This window comes from Limnobacter sp. SAORIC-580 (assembly GCF_013004065.1).
GTDB lineage: Bacteria > Pseudomonadota > Gammaproteobacteria > Burkholderiales > Burkholderiaceae_B > Limnobacter > Limnobacter profundi.
This window is the reverse complement of the sequence record NZ_CP053084.1, coordinates 218,103-234,906: the sequence shown is the minus strand read 5'-3', so window position 1 is coordinate 234,906 and position 16,804 is coordinate 218,103. Positions and strand designations below refer to the sequence as shown.

Genomic DNA, 16,804 nt, shown 5'->3' with positions numbered 1-16,804 from the left:
TTCTCTCTGGTTAAAGGGCGTCTTTACCGGTTTCGCCTGTGCGAATACGGGTAACACTCAACAAATCAAACACAAAAATTTTGCCGTCGCCGATCTTGCCAGTTTTGGCTGCGGCTTCAATGGCTTCACAGGCCTGATCTACAAGGCTGTCGTCCACTGCGGCTTCGATTTTCACTTTGGGCAAAAAGTCGACTACATATTCGGCGCCACGGTACAACTCTGTGTGACCCTTTTGGCGACCAAAACCTTTCACTTCGGTAACCGTAATGCCTTGCACGCCGATGGCAGACAGCGCTTCACGGACTTCATCGAGTTTGAAAGGCTTAATGACTGCTGAAATTAGCTTCATTACGCACTCCTGAATTAAGTTTGAAGAGGGTAAAAACAGCGCCCCTCTTCAGAGCGCTGTCTGGATTCAATTTAGAACTTGGCGCTGAAAGTCACTACCAAAGAACCGTCGGTCAGATCGTCGTTGCCGATCAACGCGGATGCGTCATCATCAGTTTCGATGTAAGCGGCAGTCACGGAATACTTGGGACTCAAGGCATAAGTGGCACCGATGCTGTAATCAGCATAGGAGTCGATTGTGCCGGTAGCACCAGGGCGCAGGTCAGCCATGTCCTTGTCAAACGATGTCAAGCCGTAGTGAGCGGTCAAAGACAGCGCATCGGACAATGCGAATGTGTAACCCAAGTCGAGGTAGGTAGAACCACCCTGATCGTTTGAACCATTGGCGGCCTGGAACGCGAAATAGTCATCAGAAGCGGCCACTGACAACTTGGCGTATGCACCAGCGTAGGACAACTTACCGTAAATTTCCAGAGTGTCAGCGTCTGGGCCGTTAACGGCTGGCGCGAAACCTTCGTAGAAGTAATACAGGGCACCTACGTCGTAGCCGATACCGTTGGCGAATGAACCAGCATAGCCACCGTAGAAGTCCATTTCCAAACCGGAGCTACCAGCGCCCAGGTTGTTGATGTTGGAGTTCCAGTTACCTACGTAGAAGCCATTGCTGAAAGCGGCGTCAAAACCACCCTGGAAAGCTGGGCCTGCGTTGGTTTGGGAAATACCACGGAACTTGTAGTCGGTGGTGATGTTGGCGTTTGCTGTAGTAGTTACTTCAGCTTGTGCAGTTGAAACAGCACCGAAAGTAGTTGCGGCGATTGCGGCGACCAGTACTAATTTTTTCATCTCACTCTCCTAAAAATAGATGAATGCCGTAAAGTTTTTTTGGCAAGGGTCTATTAGCGAGAAGTGTGCCAGCCGTGAACTCGTCGGTAATTTCGCGATAAATCCCCCTTTTTCGGGCACAATAGCGATTCAATTTTTTGAATTTTCCATCGCAGCACCAAATTGGTGCACTGTTTCGGTGCAATGCGATACAACTCTTTTGGGGGAAACATTGGCGAACAATCCTTTCGATGCCATCACGGCCAAAGTGGGTGAATTGCTCAATGCAAAAGGGCTTCAAAACATGGAAAACCCCGTCACACAGCTGATTCGCCAGGGTTTGCAAGACATGGAATTTGTCAGCCTTGAGGATTTTGAGATTCAGAAGGAAGTGTTAAACAGGTTGCGCGAAAAGGTGCATGCACTGGAAATGCGCGTGGCTGAACTCGAGAAACGGACCTGACCCACCGACGGGCAAGGCCTCCTCCACCGGGTGACGCAAACCGAAGCACCCGTTTGCCAAACCAAACTGTGTGGGGATAATCGTGGGGGTTTGACTCTCGCCCCACCATGTCTCTACCATGCCTTTAGCCACCCTTCAAAGCCTGACTTTTGTGGGCGTTCGCCCTGTTGCGGTTCAAATTGAAGTTCATCTGTCGGCCGGTTTACCCTCTTTCGCGCTGGTTGGTCTGCCCGATACCGAAATTCGCGAATCGAAAGAACGGGTTCGCTCGGCCTTGCTCAACAGCGGATTCGAGTTTCCCTCTCAACGAATTACAGTCAACCTGGCACCCGCCGACCTTCCCAAGGGCAGCGCGGCATTCGATCTTGCAGTGGCATTGGGCATTGCGAGTGCATCGGGCCAACTGGCCAAAGCCGACCTTTCTGACTGGTTATTTGCCGGCGAGCTTTCACTTTCTGGTGCGCTGACTGGCGTTCGTAGCCCTTTTGCACTGGCAGTTGCAGCCCGAAAAGAATCTGCGGCCGGCCAACGCCCTTTAAAACTGATGATGCCCAAAGCGCAAGCCAAGCTTGCAGCCACAGTGCCTGACATTGCGGTATTTGGTGCCCACAATTTGTTTGAAGCGGCAGCGCATTTGGTGGGGCACGGTAACCCACTAGAGCAATACACGCATAATACGCACGGCAACGCGAGCCAGCCAAACCCGCTGGACATGGCCGAGGTGATTGGTCACCAAACCGCCAAACACGCCTTGCTTGCTGCCACAGCGGGCCAACACCACATTCGCTTGGTGGGACCGCCCGGCAGTGGGAAGTCGATGCTGGCACAGCGTGTTGGCAGCCTGATGCCACCGCTGCCCTTTGAAGACTCGCTGGAAATTTCAGCCATACGAAGCTTGAAGGGCGAAAGTGACGTGCTAAGCCCGCAGCGCCCTTTTCGGAATCCGCACCCAAGCAGCACCATGGCCGCGCTGATCGGCGGAGGAAACCCACCCTCGCCAGGAGAAATTACGCTGGCACACCAAGGTATTTTGTTCACCGATGAGGTATTGGAATTTGATCGACGTTGCCTTGAGTCGCTGCGTGAGCCGCTTGAAACCGGGCGTGTAAATATTTCCAGATCAGGTCACCAGGCCAGTTTTCCGGCAAGGTTTTTGTGGGTGTGCGCCCACAACCCCTGCCCCTGCGGCTGGTTTGGGCACCCTGCCAAAGAATGCCGATGCACACCCGACCAAGTAAGAAAGTATCAAAACAAACTGTCTGGCCCCTTGGCCGACCGGCTGGATATTTCAGTTGAGGTGCAAGCCATTGACCACGGCACACTGCTACACGGGGAAACAGACCACGCCGAGTTGGGCAGCAGTACCGAGCTGCGCAAACAAGTTGAACAGGCCCGCACCATTCAGCTACAACGCCAGGGCTGCCTGAATGGTGAAATGAGCGCAGGCCAAATTAACAAGTATTGCAAACCCGCCAGCAGCGCTGAAAAACTGTTGCTGGCCTACGCCCAGAAAAATCATCTTTCAGCCCGTGCACTGCATCGAATTTGCCGGGTGGCACGCACCTTGGCTGACCTTGACCAAGCAGGTCAAATTGATAAAAAACACATTGCTACCGCCATTCAATACCGAAAAGCGCTGGCTGGCGAGGCGGGTAGCCAATCGCCCGTGCACCACCCGACTCACAACCCGTAAGCCACTCGCAGCAAGGTAATAGGGTGTACCAGTTCCGGTTTTTTGTCAGAGGTCTGGACAAGGTCCAGGATTTCAATACCCCAGGCAATTTGCCGACCCGTTAACTGACAGTCGGTCGACAAATAGTCAGGGGCCTGCTCAGCCATTTGCCTGAACACACGCTGCCCCAACTTGATCGCCCCGGGAAAATCTTCGCGCTGGTTGCCCCAATGACAGCCGAAGCCGGGGCTACCCTTAACCACATTCACTTCGGTGTGGGGCACCAGACCTAACAAGGTCTCGGTGTGCCGGGCAATACCCAAATGGGCACCACCCAGGAACGGTTCGTGATAATTCACCTTGCCCAGGGGGTTGCTGAAATCGGTTCTCAAAGCGCTTTCTCCATGCAAGGCGATCAGGTATTCAGTGGGCGCCCAAAATGCTTCCTTCACTTGCTGAATTTCCACATCGTCCGGAAAAAGAGTTGGCAAATGGTGTGTGAATACTCTTGAACAAGCGGGGCTTGGGGAAACAATGGCGTACCCCCTTTGCGCCAAAGCCAACAAGGGCGGTATGTTGCTTCGCGCCAAATCAGCAAAACCGGAAAGGTCGCCCGCGTTCAGTTTGGCGTGGCCACAACATGACTCAAGATTGGCTACCACACACTCAATGTCATTGTGCTGCAGTACTTGAATCAAGTCCCGGCCAATTTCCGGCTCGTACAAATTCACGTAACAACCGGCAAAAATAGCCACCTGCCGGGGTACCTGGCCATGGTCTGCCACTACGGCGGCCTGCGAGGGGTTGGCCATAATTAGACTACTCGCCTGAGCAAGAAATGTTCGCTTGGCCAATTTGGGCAACCAGGCTTGTGCGTCAACACCCGTCATGCGTTCCATCAACTTGCGCACAGCACTGCTGTCCACAATTGTGTTTGCCAACGCAGTAACAACCGGAATACCAGCCAGATGAGAGAAAGGATGGTGCCGCTCAAAAGCGTTGGTATAACTGACACTGCCCTTGGCAAACTTTACAGCCTTGGCGCGCAGCATGGTGGCCGGAAAATTGATTTGCTGGGGGTGTGGCGCGCTGTAGGGGCAATGGCCCACATGGCATTGGTCGCACAGGTGGCATTGATCGGCCAGGTTCAGATAGCGCGATTTGGGTACGCTGCGAAGCTCTGAGTCGTCAGACTCATCAATCAGGTCGAACAAAGCGGGAAAGGTGCTGCACAGGGACAAACAACGCCTGCAGCTGGCGCACACGTCGAACACGCGCTCCATGCTCGCCAAGCATTGCTGTTCATCGAGATAATCGGGGCTGGCCCAGGTAACACTGAGCCCCAATGCTTCATGAGCACTGCCATCCACTAGAGCCTGAGCCATGCTCACCCCCGATGTTGTTGTTCTACCCCAAACGGAATTAGATGACTTGTTTTGCGTCCAGGTCGAGCATACCAAATCCAGCTGAACAATTGCAGGACCCACAAAATGGCCAGCGAAAGCCGCATGGCATCGGTACTGTCCAACCCCAATGCCACGAAGGTATCAATGCCTATGCCAATGCCCCATTGAATACTGAATGCACCGATGAAAATCAGAAGGTTCAAAGCCGTACTGGAACGACCCGTGAGTTTCTTTGGAAATGGCTTGTTGCAAGTGGCATAAGTCATGATGCCGGACGAAATCAGGAAGGCATGGATTAACCAGCCCCACAAGCTTGACTGCTCGCCCTGCACAATTTGAACAGCGAATACCAACAGTGACAAACCCATGCCGATCAACATGATTTGATCTTCATCACCCCCCGCTTTGGACACCCGTTTGGTCAGAAAGCCCAAAGCGAGATAACCCAGCATGAGCACTGCAGAAATCCAGAACATGTTTTGCGCGGCCTGTGCATTGCTGACCCCGATCACATTGGTGAACCAGGGGCCAACCCACAAACCATGAAAAGCCATAAAACCACCTTGCGTGATCATGGCCAAAGGCGCAACACGCCAAAAATGAGGGTGTGCATAAATGGCCCGGTAACCCTGGGCCATGTCGGCAACCGACTGGGTTTTTTGGGGTTTGAACAAAGCTGGCAAAGCAAACCACAGTGCCAGACCAGCCAATACACACAACACTGCTGCCACCCCAAACACACCGCGCCAACCCAAAGCAGGCAAAGCGGCTTCCACGGGCGTGGTCACGGTGAGTGCTCCAAGCGACCCGGCCACCAGCATCCAGGATGACAGGCTGGCCTGCATGTGCGGCCTGAAATACAGGGAGTAGGCCTTTACGGCCGCCATTAAACACGCCGACACGCCCACACCTATCAGGGCTCGGCCCAACCACAACACCAGATAAGAATCAGCAACTGCGAACAGCAGGGCACCCAGCGCTGCAAATCCGATCAACACTGCCTCAACGCGCCGCGGGCCGTAACGATCCAGCATGACCCCCACAGGCAACTGCATAATGGCAAAGGACAAAAAATACGCCGAGGCCAGAAAACCCAACTGCCCGGCGGTCAACCCCAGTTCTTGAACCAAGGGCTGTGCGATTACGGCATTGATGGCCCTGAACGCATAGGACATCACATAGGCGGCTGCGAAAATAATGAACATGCGCATGGCGAGGCTGCCATTCACATACATGTGCTCTACGCCATCGGGCCCAATTTCACGCGATACATTTTCGGGTTTGTACTGCATTACTGCCCCAACAGGGAAAAGCCACCGAACCACGAAGTGGCTGAATCTGGATTGGCAGCCTCGCCAGGGCCCATCATCAACACCTCATACAAAACGCCTTGGTGCTCAAAAAAACGAGCCTGCGCAAAAGCAGCTTCACCGCTTGGCAACTTGCCTTTGATCGACATTTCATAGACGGTTTTGCCCAACCATTGAATAGGCTTTACCTCGGCCTGGCCCGCCGCAATATTGTTGGCAACCGCCTGGGCCAAAGCGTCGCGCAGGGCTGCGCCTTGCGCTGCCAATTCGCCCTGCAAGGGCACGGTGCCTACGGCAAAATACAAGCCTTCAATTTGCGCAGCCTGCAAAGTCAGCGGCACTTGAAGCCCAATCAGATCCATGGTTCGGGTGGCTTGCGCTGGTTTGTCGGGAAAAGTGGCCATGTAGCCGATGTCGGTATTGGGCACCACGCGCCAGTTGAACTGGGGCGAACAAGCGACCAAGGCGCATAATGCAAGCAGGGAAACGAAAATTGCACGGCTTGAAGTGAAAGCTGTTTTCATGAGGCGCTTTGAGGCGAAAATTAGGCAGGTGCTCCATTGTAGGGGCTCTTGATACAGATCAATAGCAGTGATAACCAGAGTGTGGACAGAATGGGTATTGTGAAATTCAAATCGAAAGCAGCCGGCGACATAGTGATGTTCAAATCCAATGCAGACCAACTATTTCGAATTATGGGTATTGAACCCAGTGAGCGGGGCGTGATCGAACCACACGATCTTGCGCATGCCCATGCACAGCTGGTTGCAGCGGTCAATACTGAACGCATGGCCCGCGCCGAGAACCCGATTGATGAAGATGAGCTAAGCGCCGAAGAAAAAATTGCCCTGAAAAACCATGTGGGCCTGGAACAAAGAGCTTACCCCTTGTTGAAAATGCTGGAAGAAGCAGCAAAAAAAGAAGTGGACGTGCATTGGGGGTTCTGATGAACCCCCTTGCCGAGGCTTTGTTGTGTTTAAGCGCTAGCTGTTTCGCGTCGGCGCACAGGGCCGGCAATGGCTTCAACCTGCGTTTGGGTTTTCTTGCCCAAGCCAATTAAAAAGCCCAGTTCAGCGACCACAAACAAGGGGCCGATCGCCAAGCCAATCAGGTCGTCTACAAAAGCGGGCTTGCGGCCCTCGTAATAGTGGCCCACAAACTGGATAATCCAGCCCACCACAAAAATACCCACGCCAGCACCCAACCAGGCCAATGTGCTCAAGGTTGCAAAGTGGCCGGCAGCCAACAGCAGTGCGCCGTGAATGACAAACATGGCCAAACCGTAAGCGAGGCTGAGTTTGAGATAAAACAGGCTGGACAACAAAAACACCACCAATGCCGGCGTAACCGCGATGCCAGCAACATCAACCGACACGCGCGACAGCAGAATAAGCACAGACAACACAATAATTGGCACGCCCACGAAGTGGGTGGCGATGTTGCGTGGGTCTCGGTGATAAGTGGCATAAGTTGCCAGTTGATCGACCAACGTTCTCATGGCTTGTTCTCCTTGAAGCGGCAATTGCTCTAAATATTTGATTTTGGGCTTATATGGTTACAAATCAAGCCTGAAAGGTCTGTCAATTGCCTGACATTTGATGCTAATTTAGTGGAACAGGTGGAGACATAACAAAAAAACAATGCAGACACACAACATTCAACAAATATTGAACCGCGGGAAATGGTTTGCCAATTTGCCCGGCAACCTGCAACAGGCTTTGTTAAAGCACGGCGTTTTGCGTCAGTTTCACAACGGGCAGCGCCTGTTCTCGAGGGGCGATTGTGCCGACGGTTTGTATGCTGTGCTGAGCGGGTCGGTACAAATTGTGGGCGCCAGCAAACATGGCGCAGAGGACAAACATGTAATCCTGACCCTGATTGACCCACCGGACTGGTTTGGAGAAATTTGCCTGTTCGACCGCCAACCCCGCACCCACGATGCGCTGGCAGACGGACCTGCCACTGTATTTCATGTGCGGCAGGCTCTGCTGGATCAACTGATTTCAGAAAACCCCAACTACTGGCGTGAATTTGGCCTGCTGTTGACCCAGAAGGTGCGCCTTATTTTCGGGGCCATTGAAGACGCGGCCCTGTTGCCCACCCCCACCCGCCTTGCCCGCCGTTTGCTACAAATGGCTGAGGGCTACGGCATACGATCAGACAGCAGCACTGTGAGCGCGCGTACCCTGCATGTGTCGCAAGAGAAGCTCTCAGCCATGCTGTCAATTTCGCGGCAAACAGTGAACCAGATGCTGAAGGAACTGGAGCATGAAGGTTTACTTCAACTGGGAAGGGGGAATATCGAGATCTTGAATCTAGAAGGGTTAAAACGGAAGGCAGAACTGATTTGACTGCATCCAATCTCTGGTTATTCGTGTTCTATGGGTGTCACCGCGAGGTTTGACTCCGTATTAAGCACGAACGACAGAGGGAAAAATGACAAAATTTAGAATGAAATGGTTGGCGCTGGCAGTTTCGGGCGCTTTAGTTGCCGCTTGTGGATCGGATGACAGCAACGAACTTGCCGCACTGCCCGCTGGCGACATGCTGGTTTTGACCGCGACAAACCAACTTATCAGCTATGACAAAACCCAGCCTGGTGTGATTCGCACGTCTGCTACCGTATCTGGTATTGCTTCCGGGTTTGCAATTGTGGGTATTGATTTCCGACCACGTGACGGGCAACTGTACGCTGTAGCACGTAACAACGGAATGACAGGTGTGCCCAACGAAGGACGTTTGTACACAATTAACACGCGTACAGGCGCAGCGACTGAAGTTGCGATTCTGACGCCCCATCCAAGCGATTCAAGCGCCCCGTATTCAGCGCTGTCCGCAGCACCTGCAACATTTGGGGTTGATTTTAATCCCGCTGCGGATGCACTTCGCGTGATCAGCAGCACAGGTCAAAACCTACGCGTCGTATTAAATGCAGCCCCTACAGCCACGCCCCCGGTGCCCGTGGGTGCAACATTCACCGATGGTGATGTGAATGGTGCAGCGGCCAATATTTCTGGTGCGGGTTACACCAACTCGTTTGATGGTACTACAACCACTCGTTTGTTCAACATCAACGCCACAACCGACACATTGACATTGCAAGATCCACCAAACAATGGCACACAAGTTGTTGCAGCTCCATTGGGCGTTGACGCGACAGGCAACGTGGCATTCGACATCGATGCGCGCAACAACCGTGGCTTCGCAGTGATGACAGTGGGTGGGGTGACTGGTTTGTACACAGTTTCCATTCCAGACGCCACTGCCACTCTTCCTGTGCCCGCGGCTACCACAGCCGTTGGCACGCTGAATGTACCCAATCCAGTAATTGGCATGGTCTTGATTCAGCCAACAGCCCCGCAAGCCATTGCTTTAGATGGCAACACCGCTGGTTCGCAGCGTCTGCTAAAGTTCGGCATTCGCAACCCCAATTCAGCTACAGCCACAGCAATTTCCGGCTTGCCCGCCGGAGAACGCCTTTTGTCAATCGACTACCGCCCGAGCAATGGCAGATTGTACGGTTTGAGCAGCACGGGCAAAATCTTCACGATCAATCCAGACACTGGCGCGGCCACTTTGGGATCTACTTTGAGTATTGCCACTGCAATCACGAACGGTTTGACAGCGGGAAAGAGCTACGCAATAGACTTTAATCCCCTGGCGGATGCATTGCGCATTGTCAGTTCGCCTGACGGTGATGGCGCCTCCAAGAACTATCGTGTTGCGGGCGCAAACCTGGAAAGCACTGGGGCGACAGCCACGGACGCCGACCTGACACTGGGTGGCTTGACTACCGGCTTTGGTATTGCGCAAATAGCATACTCAAACAGCTTTGCAAACCCCGCACCTACTGCCACTCGAATGTTTGATATCGATGCAGACAACAACCGTTTATTACAACAAGTACCTCCGAATGATGGTACTTTGACGGTGATCGGTAGTACAGGCTCAGTGTTCAATGATTACGGTGGTTTTGACATTTCCGGAGGCGACAACGGCATGGTGTTGATGGCCAACAGAGTTGGTGCTACTGGTGCATTCAGCTTGTTCACGGCAAACCTCGGCACTGGTGTTACGACAGCTGCCGGTACATCCACTGGTACGAACGAAATCGGTACTGGAGCAACAGCAAGCACTGATGTTCGCGCATTGACTGTGAAGTATTAATTCGGTCTTCACAAACAAAACCCCCGGTCCATAAGACCGGGGGTTTTTTTATTCACACCATCGAAATTACTTCAACGCCACCGCAGTACCAATGAACATGATTTGACCGGAAGGTCGGTTGCCCAAGGGCGATCCACCAGCTGGTTCCAGCGTCACCTCGAACAACTGCTGCTCAACCAAATCGGGAAGCTTGTCGGCGCGCACCACCGTGGGTTTGCCCCATTCCATCAAACCCAGCGAGGTAGGTGCCGGGTCACTGGGTGCTTTGGTCCACAGCTGCAACGTTTTACCCATGTTGGCCGGGTTGCCTTCAATGGGCAAATTGCCAATTTGATAAACACGAATCGTGTCATCAGGCATGGCTTCCACCAGCCACTCGGTGGTTTTATCAGGGCTTTTCATCACCGCAACATAACGGGGCGCATCGTTCACATCCTGATTAACCCCCAGCAATTGAACGCCCAACACCACCACGGCAGTGCTGGCTGCAACTGCCCAGCCTTTCCACAACCAGGCGAGTGAGGAGGCTGTTGTTGGAACAGTTTTTCCGCCAGAGGCGGCAATGGAACGGTCTACTTTGGCCCACACTTTGGCACTGACCGGTTCTTGCTCAAACTTTCTGGACATGGCGGCAAAATGTTCAGTCCAGCTGCTCACTTCTTTGGCCAGCTCGGGGTCCTGGTTCAAGCGCCGCTCGAAATCCTGTCGCTCAGCGTCTGTCATTACGCCGAGCACGTACTCGCCAGCCTCAACAATCTTGGCTTCTGTCTGCGTCGTCTCTGTCATGACAAACACTCCTTCAGTTTCAACAATCCTCGGCGTATCCAGCTTTTGACGCTACCGAGGGGCGAATTCAATCGTTCTGCAATTTGCTCATGGGTATAACCATCTACAAAGGCCAAAACAATGGCGTTGCGTTTGGTTTCATCCAGTTTGCCCAGACACACACTGAGCTTTTCAGCTTCCTGAGCCAGTTCCTGGTTGTCGTTGGTCGACAGCTCGGGCACGTCGTGCTCTTCGGAAGACACTTCCATCAACCGTTTGCGCACCGTGTTTAACGCTTGGTTGCGCACCACCGTGTACACCCAACCGCGCGCAGACCCCAAGGCGGGAGAGTATAACCGAGATCGATTCCAGACCTTGACCATGGCATCGTGTAAAACCTCTTCGGCCAGTTCACGCCGTTTCACGATTCGGTACGCCACGGCGAATAACCAGCGACTGTCACGCGCATAAATGGTCTGCAATGCAAACTTTTCACCACGAGCGCAGGCCAGAAGCGCAGCCTCGTAGTCAAAGTCGCTGGGGTCTGGAGAAATTTTTTCAGTCACGTTAACACTACTCGCTGCAAGGTAAAACAGATGCAAAAAGGGAGGGCAAAAACCGAGGCCCCCCGCTTGGGTTAAAACACTCAACCCGATTTAATCCTCCAACAGGGCTCGCAACATCCAGGCGGTTTTCTCATGAATATCCATGCGTTGCGTCAGGATGTCTGCCGAGGGCTGATCATCACCGTCTTCAATGATGGGAAAAATTTCGCGGGCAGTGCGCGCAATCGCCTCATGCCCCTTGGCAAGGATTTCCACCATCTCCATGGCCTTGGGCGGTTTGGCTGGTGCGTCTTTCAAAGTGCTTAACTTCGCGAATTCGGCGTAGGAGCCCGGCGCATGAAAACCAAGTGCCCGAATACGCTCTGCGATTGGATCGACAGCATTCCACATTTCGGTGTACTGACCCATGAACATGGTGTGCAGGGTGTTGAACATTTTGCCTGTCACATTCCAGTGGAAGTTGTGCGTGGTCAGGTACAAGGTGTAAGTTTCAGCCAGCAGGCGACTAAGGGCCTGGGCAATCGCCGCACGCTTGGCATCGGGGATACCAATATTGATTGATGGCATGTCGGGTTTTTTTGCTGCTTTGGCCATTTTTCTCTCTCCAGTTTTATTCGTTTGGTGACAGACCCAGTGGATTGGAAATAGTTGCAACTCCGTTGATGTGCACTGACCCAAAATACAGTTTGCCATCAAAGGGCGTTACCTGCGTCAAGTAATAATAGTAGGCACCAGCCTTCTCAGCTTGCAGGTTGGCAATCACGGTGCCTTGCGGGTTGATTGCCAGTGCCATGGCCCTGGGCTTGATCGGGAATTGAACGTAGTTCAATAATTTTGCCATTGCTTTGCGCACAGCAGGTTTGTCGGCGAGTGAATCGAGCAGCGGGTCACGTAAACTGGGTACTGCAAGCCAGTAGTTACCATCGGCATCCGTGCGGATATTGTCGGGAAAGCCGGGCAGGCCATCGACGAATACCTCACTGGTTCCAGCCTTTTCACCTTGCAACCAATACCGAACAATTCGGTATTCTCCAGTTTCATTCACCAGCACATAATCGCCAGCTTTTGAAATTGTGACACCATTGGCAAACTGCAAGCCGCCAAGTAATGTTTTGGTTTCACCGGTGAGGAAGTCATATTGGAGCAATCTTCCATTGGGGCCATGCTCCACAATATCGAGCACATAACTGTTCAAATCAAATTTGCTGGAAGCGTCGGAAAAATAGGCATAGCGACCATCGGCACTTACGGCCACATCGTCCACAAATTTGAATGGCACACCCTCCGACTCAGTCGACAACACCGTGACTTCGCCCTGCAGGCTCACTTTCAGTAGACCTTTGATTGCATCGGCCACCACCAAATACCCTTCGGGATGAAACACCAAACCCAAGGGGCGGCCTTTGGTGTTAGCGATCAAATCAAAAGGAGTCGTTTGGGGACTTTCAGGAACCTGCAACTTGCTTGGATCGAATCTAACAATTTCACCTGTGTTCATTCCGGTGTACAGCAAACCATCTGCACCGGGTGCGATTGACTCGGGCTGCAGCAGGTTGTAGATGCCAAATACTTGCGCGTCTTGCAACAAATTATTATAGGCATATGGGCCCGAGGTCAGGCTGGGCATGGGTGCAGGCTTCCAGGCCACAGGTTCCACAGGCGTTGAACCAAACAACACCGCACCACCCATTACCGCAGCTGGCAGCAATACCACTGCAACCAAAACTTTGCCCAAAACACGCATGTTGTTGACACCTTGTAATTTCCGTTAGCATGGATGATATCGGAGGAAACAAGCCGAACCATCAAAATAATCAGGAGACCCGTTGTGAATTTTGAACCAAGCGCCAAAGCGCAAGACTTTGTAAAGCGCGTTCGCGCCTTCATGAAAAACGAAATTGCGCCGCTTGAAGCCGCCTACTGGGACAAAATTGAAGCCCAGTGCAATGGCCGCGAGTGGAACAACTGGCGTATTCCCCCCGAAATGGAGGCCCTGAAAAGCAAGGCCCGCGAGGTGGGCTTGTGGAATATGTTCTTGCCCGACGAAAAACTGGGTGCGGGCCTGAGCACCATGGAATACGCGCTGGTGGCCGAAGAAACAGGCCGAAGCCTGATGGCACCTGAAGTGTTTAATTGCAACGCGCCCGACACCGGCAACATGGAAGTGCTGTGGAAATACGGCAATGCAGAGCAGAAAAAAGAATGGCTTGAGCCGCTGCTTGCGGGAGAAATTCGATCTGTTTTTTGCATGACTGAACCCGATGTGGCCAGCAGCGACGCCACCAATATGCAAGCCACCGCCACGCTGGAAGGCGACGAAGTGGTGATCAACGGCACCAAGTGGTGGAGCAGTGGCATTGGCGATCCGCGTGCAAAAATCGCCATTGTGATGGCACGCACGGAAAACCCGGATTTAGACCGCCACCACCAACACACCATGGTGCTGGTGCCTTTGAATACTCCGGGCGTTTCAATCAAGCGCATGCTGCCCGTGTTCGGCACTTACGATGAACCCCATGGCCATGGCGAGGTGGAGTTCAAGAATGTGCGCGTGCCCTTGGGCAATGTAATTGCGGGCTTGGGCAAAGGGTTTGAGATTGCACAAGGCCGCTTGGGGCCTGGCCGCATTCACCACTGCATGCGCTGCATTGGTGCGGCCGAGGAATCGCTGGACCTGATGATCAAGCGCGGTATTTCGCGCGTGGCATTTGGAAAGCCCTTGATTAATTTGGGCGGCAACCGCGAACGTGTGGCTGAAGCACGGCTGGCCATTGACCAAGCCCGCTTGTTAACACTCTACGCCGCATGGAAGCTCGACCAACTTGGCGCACTGGGTGCGATGACAGAGATTGCAGCCATTAAAGTGGTGGCGCCCAATGTGCTTGAGCAGGTGGTAGACATGGCCATTCAAATGCATGGTGGAGCTGGCGTTAGCCGCGACACGCCACTTTCTGGCTTCTACATTCAGGCGCGCAGCCTGCGCCTGGCCGACGGCCCCGATGAAGTTCACAAAGGGGTGATTGCCCGCATTGAGATGATGAAGCGAGGGTTCAAATAATGACCGACTCTGCAAAATCGGTCATCGACACAGGTGGTGAGGTTCGCCAGGGCGAAGAGTTGAATACCGATGTGGTAACAGGCTGGCTGCGCACGAAAGGTTTAACGCTGAGCGACAAGCCAGAGTTAACGCAATATTCTGGTGGCGCTTCCAACTGGACCTACCGTTTGAAATACCCCGAAGCCGATTTAATTCTGCGCCGCCCACCCAAAGGCACCAAAGCCAAAGGTGCGCACGACATGGGTCGCGAATTTCGTATTCAAAGCCTGTTGAAACCGGTGTACCCCTATGTACCGGCCATGGTTGGGCATTGCGCTGATGAGTCGCTGATTGGCAGCGAGTTTTATGTGATGCACCGCATCGAGGGCATTATTCCGCGCAAGCACATGCCACGCGGTGTGCAGCTTGATCGCGATGAAGCCCGGCAACTCAGCATCAACTTTCTGGATCGTTTGATCGAGCTACACCAGATCGACATTCACACCAGCGGACTGAATAGCTTAAGCAAGGGCAGTGGTTACACACGCCGCCAGCTTGACGGCTGGAACCAACGCTATGACAAGGCACGCACATGGAATGTAAGTTCATTCAACAAGGTGAGACGCTGGCTTGACATGAATTGCCCCGACGATGTGAAGCTGTGCATGATTCACAACGACTGGCGACTGGACAATGTGGTGCTGAACCCAAGCAATCCCACCGAAATCATTGGGGCTCTAGACTGGGAATTGGCCACTGTGGGCGACCCGTTGATGGATTTGGGCAGCGTAATTACCTATTGGGTGCAAGCCGACGACAACTTCTTGATGAAGATGTTGCAGCGCCAACCCTCTAACCTGCCCGGCATGATGACGCGCCAGGAAATGGTGGATTACTACATGCAGAAAACCGGCATACACACCCACAACTGGACCTTCTACGAAGTGTTTGGCTTGTTCCGTATTGCCGTGATTGCACAGCAAATTTATTACCGCTACCACCACAAGCAAACCCGCAACCCGGCATTCAAAAACTTCTGGATTATGGTGAATTATTTTGATTGGCGTTGTAAATCGCTGATCAGGAAACTGGGCTGAACACGCATGGGTACCATCTATTTGATTCGCCACGGGCAAGCCAGTTTTGACAGCGCAGATTACGACAATTTGTCCGAGCTTGGACAACTTCAGGCAGCCCAGTTGGGCGCCTGGTTCAAGGCCCGAAAAATTCGCCTGCATGGTTTTTTCAGCGGCAGCATGAACCGGCACTTGCAAACTGCCCAGGCCTTTGCAAGCACCTATGGTGTATTTCAGGAGCCGATACAGCATGCGGGCTTGAACGAATACGACCACGAGGCCATATTGCAAGCGCTGATTGGGCAATACGACGACCCCGATGCATTCGAGCAACAGGTGATGCAGAACGCAGACCCCCGCAAGGCATTTCAGCAAATTTTTGAAAAAGCGATTTCGCGCTGGGTGAGCGGTGAACACGACACCGACTACCCGGAAAGTTGGCGCACATTCAAAACCCGGGTAATGAGCGGCCTGGGCTCCGTGACCGCTCAAGCGATGCAACTAAAACACGGGTCGGGTTCAGCGAATGTGGCAGTGTTTACCTCGGGTGGGCCAATTACAGCAGTTGCTCAAAGCCTGTTGCAATTGCCCGATACCAACGCATTCAACTTGAACTGGATGATCACCAATTGCAGTGTAAGCAAACTGTTGTTTGGACAGCGGGGCATCAGCCTGGCAAGCTTCAATGAGCAAGCCCATTTTGAAGGTGAAATTTCAGGCGTGTTGGCAGAACAAGCCAATGGGCTGGAAGCATTTGCTGCCAAACCCAATGGCCTGATTTCCTACAGGTAATACTCCACAGTCAAAACCTTATTGCGCTTTCTTGATTTCGGTGACTGTGTAGTTCGAACCTTCCTGCTTCACATTGAACTTCACTTTGTCGCCTTCCTTCAGGCCTTCCAGCATGGCTTTGTCGGCCACACCAAACACCATGGTCATGGGCGGCATTTCAACACTTTTGATTTCACCGTGTTTCACAGTGATCTTGCCAGTGTTTTTGTTGATCTTGCGAATTTCGCCATCGGCCATTTCAGCTTGAGCAGCACCCTTGGCTTCGGCTTTGTGCGTATGGCCTTGACCACCCACATGCACAGTGTGGTCGTTGGCATTGGCTGCATTTGCAGCCAACAAGGCCAGGGTAATTGCACTCAGTTTCAATGAATTTTTCATGA

At 53.0% G+C, this 16,804-nt stretch carries 19 protein-coding genes; 8 read left to right on the top strand and 11 right to left on the bottom strand.

Annotated features, from left to right (window positions below; genetic code table 11):
* Positions 1 to 10 precede the first annotated feature (10 nt).
* Both HKT17_RS01080 and HKT17_RS01075 read right to left on the bottom strand, forming a co-directional pair.
* On the bottom strand, positions 11 to 349 hold the full coding sequence (locus HKT17_RS01080) for a P-II family nitrogen regulator (protein WP_008248258.1): 339 nt from the start codon (positions 347 to 349) through the stop codon (positions 11 to 13).
* 71 nt (positions 350 to 420) lie between these two features.
* Complete coding sequence (locus tag HKT17_RS01075; RefSeq protein WP_171097210.1) at positions 421 to 1,191, bottom strand: TorF family putative porin; 771 nt, start codon at positions 1,189 to 1,191, stop codon at positions 421 to 423.
* 211 nt (positions 1,192 to 1,402) lie between these two features.
* Here HKT17_RS01075 and HKT17_RS01070 point away from each other — a divergent pair, with 211 nt between their 5' ends.
* Complete coding sequence (locus HKT17_RS01070) at positions 1,403 to 1,633, top strand: accessory factor UbiK family protein (RefSeq protein WP_171097206.1); 231 nt, start codon at positions 1,403 to 1,405, stop codon at positions 1,631 to 1,633.
* A 118-nt stretch (positions 1,634 to 1,751) separates the two neighbouring features.
* A complete protein-coding gene (locus HKT17_RS01065; RefSeq protein ID WP_171097204.1) occupies positions 1,752 to 3,326 on the top strand; it encodes a YifB family Mg chelatase-like AAA ATPase in 1,575 nt (524 codons plus the stop codon).
* On the opposite strand, the gene HKT17_RS01060 is transcribed toward HKT17_RS01065, so the two are convergent.
* The 3 genes from HKT17_RS01060 to HKT17_RS01050 are packed head-to-tail and all read right to left on the bottom strand — an operon-like array spanning position 3,314 to position 6,545.
* Positions 3,314 to 4,690 (bottom strand): heterodisulfide reductase-related iron-sulfur binding cluster, encoded by a 1,377-nt coding sequence (locus HKT17_RS01060; protein ID WP_171097203.1) that lies wholly within the window; start codon positions 4,688 to 4,690, stop codon positions 3,314 to 3,316. The two genes, HKT17_RS01065 and HKT17_RS01060, sit on opposite strands and share 13 nt — an antisense overlap.
* Before the next feature lie 2 nt (positions 4,691 to 4,692).
* Complete coding sequence (locus HKT17_RS01055; RefSeq protein ID WP_171097200.1) at positions 4,693 to 6,003, bottom strand: MFS transporter; 1,311 nt, start codon at positions 6,001 to 6,003, stop codon at positions 4,693 to 4,695.
* The gene (locus HKT17_RS01050; protein WP_171097198.1) at positions 6,003 to 6,545 is read right to left on the bottom strand and encodes a hypothetical protein; all 543 of its coding nucleotides are present in this window, start codon (positions 6,543 to 6,545) and stop codon (positions 6,003 to 6,005) included. Before HKT17_RS01050 ends, HKT17_RS01055 begins: the two co-directional genes overlap by 1 nt.
* A gap of 90 nt (positions 6,546 to 6,635) precedes the next feature.
* Between HKT17_RS01050 and HKT17_RS01045 the strand changes: the two genes are divergently transcribed.
* On the top strand, positions 6,636 to 6,968 hold the full coding sequence (locus HKT17_RS01045; protein WP_171097196.1) for a DUF1840 domain-containing protein: 333 nt from the start codon (positions 6,636 to 6,638) through the stop codon (positions 6,966 to 6,968).
* Positions 6,969 to 6,997: 29 nt separating this feature from the next.
* On the opposite strand, the gene HKT17_RS01040 is transcribed toward HKT17_RS01045, so the two are convergent.
* A complete protein-coding gene (locus tag HKT17_RS01040; protein WP_171097194.1) occupies positions 6,998 to 7,519 on the bottom strand; it encodes an Mpo1 family 2-hydroxy fatty acid dioxygenase in 522 nt (173 codons plus the stop codon).
* Positions 7,520 to 7,661: 142 nt separating this feature from the next.
* On the opposite strand from HKT17_RS01040, the gene HKT17_RS01035 reads away from it, so the two are divergent.
* Together HKT17_RS01035 and HKT17_RS01030 are read left to right on the top strand one after the other, a co-directional pair.
* On the top strand, positions 7,662 to 8,372 hold the full coding sequence (locus HKT17_RS01035; RefSeq protein WP_171097192.1) for a Crp/Fnr family transcriptional regulator: 711 nt from the start codon (positions 7,662 to 7,664) through the stop codon (positions 8,370 to 8,372).
* Between the two features lie 85 nt (positions 8,373 to 8,457).
* A complete protein-coding gene (locus HKT17_RS01030; RefSeq protein WP_171097191.1) occupies positions 8,458 to 10,188 on the top strand; it encodes a DUF4394 domain-containing protein in 1,731 nt (576 codons plus the stop codon).
* Between the two features lie 66 nt (positions 10,189 to 10,254).
* On the opposite strand, the gene HKT17_RS01025 is transcribed toward HKT17_RS01030, so the two are convergent.
* The 4 genes from HKT17_RS01025 to HKT17_RS01010 all read right to left on the bottom strand — a co-directional run bounded on the left by HKT17_RS01025 (position 10,255) and on the right by HKT17_RS01010 (position 13,263).
* Positions 10,255 to 10,974 (bottom strand): anti-sigma factor, encoded by a 720-nt coding sequence (locus tag HKT17_RS01025; protein ID WP_171097189.1) that lies wholly within the window; start codon positions 10,972 to 10,974, stop codon positions 10,255 to 10,257.
* Complete coding sequence (locus HKT17_RS01020) at positions 10,971 to 11,519, bottom strand: sigma-70 family RNA polymerase sigma factor (RefSeq protein WP_171097187.1); 549 nt, start codon at positions 11,517 to 11,519, stop codon at positions 10,971 to 10,973. Before HKT17_RS01020 ends, HKT17_RS01025 begins: the two co-directional genes overlap by 4 nt.
* Before the next feature lie 90 nt (positions 11,520 to 11,609).
* The gene (locus HKT17_RS01015) at positions 11,610 to 12,113 is read right to left on the bottom strand and encodes a Dps family protein (protein ID WP_171097185.1); all 504 of its coding nucleotides are present in this window, start codon (positions 12,111 to 12,113) and stop codon (positions 11,610 to 11,612) included.
* A 16-nt stretch (positions 12,114 to 12,129) separates the two neighbouring features.
* Positions 12,130 to 13,263 (bottom strand): SMP-30/gluconolactonase/LRE family protein, encoded by a 1,134-nt coding sequence (locus tag HKT17_RS01010; RefSeq protein ID WP_171097183.1) that lies wholly within the window; start codon positions 13,261 to 13,263, stop codon positions 12,130 to 12,132.
* Between the two features lie 84 nt (positions 13,264 to 13,347).
* Here HKT17_RS01010 and HKT17_RS01005 point away from each other — a divergent pair, with 84 nt between their 5' ends.
* From HKT17_RS01005 to HKT17_RS00995, 3 genes are read left to right on the top strand one after another with little or no spacing between them, the layout of a single operon-like run.
* Positions 13,348 to 14,577 carry an acyl-CoA dehydrogenase family protein gene (locus HKT17_RS01005; RefSeq protein WP_171097181.1) on the top strand — a complete coding sequence of 410 codons (1,230 nt, stop codon included), beginning with the start codon at positions 13,348 to 13,350 and terminating at the stop codon, positions 14,575 to 14,577.
* Positions 14,577 to 15,653, top strand: a complete 1,077-nt coding sequence (locus tag HKT17_RS01000; protein WP_171097180.1) for a phosphotransferase family protein — start codon at positions 14,577 to 14,579, stop codon at positions 15,651 to 15,653. The genes HKT17_RS01005 and HKT17_RS01000 overlap by 1 nt, the downstream gene beginning before the upstream one ends.
* A gap of 6 nt (positions 15,654 to 15,659) precedes the next feature.
* On the top strand, positions 15,660 to 16,424 hold the full coding sequence (locus HKT17_RS00995) for a histidine phosphatase family protein (protein ID WP_171097178.1): 765 nt from the start codon (positions 15,660 to 15,662) through the stop codon (positions 16,422 to 16,424).
* 18 nt (positions 16,425 to 16,442) lie between these two features.
* On the opposite strand, the gene HKT17_RS00990 is transcribed toward HKT17_RS00995, so the two are convergent.
* Positions 16,443 to 16,802, bottom strand: coding sequence for a copper-binding protein (locus HKT17_RS00990; protein WP_171097176.1), 360 nt, complete (start codon positions 16,800 to 16,802; stop codon positions 16,443 to 16,445).
* Between the last annotated feature and the right edge of the window lie 2 nt (positions 16,803 to 16,804).

What these genes read in the sequence shown, in the direction of transcription:
- HKT17_RS01035 (WP_171097192.1), top strand. Translation starts at nt 7,662, where the DNA reads ATGCAGACACACAACATTCAACAAATATTGAACCGCGGGAAATGGTTT.
- HKT17_RS01040 (WP_171097194.1), bottom strand. Translation starts at nt 7,519, where the DNA reads ATGAGAACGTTGGTCGATCAACTGGCAACTTATGCCACTTATCACCGA.
- HKT17_RS01075 (WP_171097210.1), bottom strand. Translation starts at nt 1,191, where the DNA reads ATGAAAAAATTAGTACTGGTCGCCGCAATCGCCGCAACTACTTTCGGT.
- HKT17_RS01080 (WP_008248258.1), bottom strand. Translation starts at nt 349, where the DNA reads ATGAAGCTAATTTCAGCAGTCATTAAGCCTTTCAAACTCGATGAAGTC.
- HKT17_RS00990 (WP_171097176.1), bottom strand. Translation starts at nt 16,802, where the DNA reads ATGAAAAATTCATTGAAACTGAGTGCAATTACCCTGGCCTTGTTGGCT.
- HKT17_RS01015 (WP_171097185.1), bottom strand. Translation starts at nt 12,113, where the DNA reads ATGGCCAAAGCAGCAAAAAAACCCGACATGCCATCAATCAATATTGGT.
- HKT17_RS01000 (WP_171097180.1), top strand. Translation starts at nt 14,577, where the DNA reads ATGACCGACTCTGCAAAATCGGTCATCGACACAGGTGGTGAGGTTCGC.
- HKT17_RS00995 (WP_171097178.1), top strand. Translation starts at nt 15,660, where the DNA reads ATGGGTACCATCTATTTGATTCGCCACGGGCAAGCCAGTTTTGACAGC.
- HKT17_RS01060 (WP_171097203.1), bottom strand. Translation starts at nt 4,690, where the DNA reads ATGGCTCAGGCTCTAGTGGATGGCAGTGCTCATGAAGCATTGGGGCTC.
- HKT17_RS01055 (WP_171097200.1), bottom strand. Translation starts at nt 6,003, where the DNA reads ATGCAGTACAAACCCGAAAATGTATCGCGTGAAATTGGGCCCGATGGC.
- HKT17_RS01030 (WP_171097191.1), top strand. Translation starts at nt 8,458, where the DNA reads ATGACAAAATTTAGAATGAAATGGTTGGCGCTGGCAGTTTCGGGCGCT.
- HKT17_RS01045 (WP_171097196.1), top strand. Translation starts at nt 6,636, where the DNA reads ATGGGTATTGTGAAATTCAAATCGAAAGCAGCCGGCGACATAGTGATG.
- HKT17_RS01010 (WP_171097183.1), bottom strand. Translation starts at nt 13,263, where the DNA reads ATGCGTGTTTTGGGCAAAGTTTTGGTTGCAGTGGTATTGCTGCCAGCT.
- HKT17_RS01065 (WP_171097204.1), top strand. Translation starts at nt 1,752, where the DNA reads ATGCCTTTAGCCACCCTTCAAAGCCTGACTTTTGTGGGCGTTCGCCCT.
- HKT17_RS01050 (WP_171097198.1), bottom strand. Translation starts at nt 6,545, where the DNA reads ATGAAAACAGCTTTCACTTCAAGCCGTGCAATTTTCGTTTCCCTGCTT.
- HKT17_RS01025 (WP_171097189.1), bottom strand. Translation starts at nt 10,974, where the DNA reads ATGACAGAGACGACGCAGACAGAAGCCAAGATTGTTGAGGCTGGCGAG.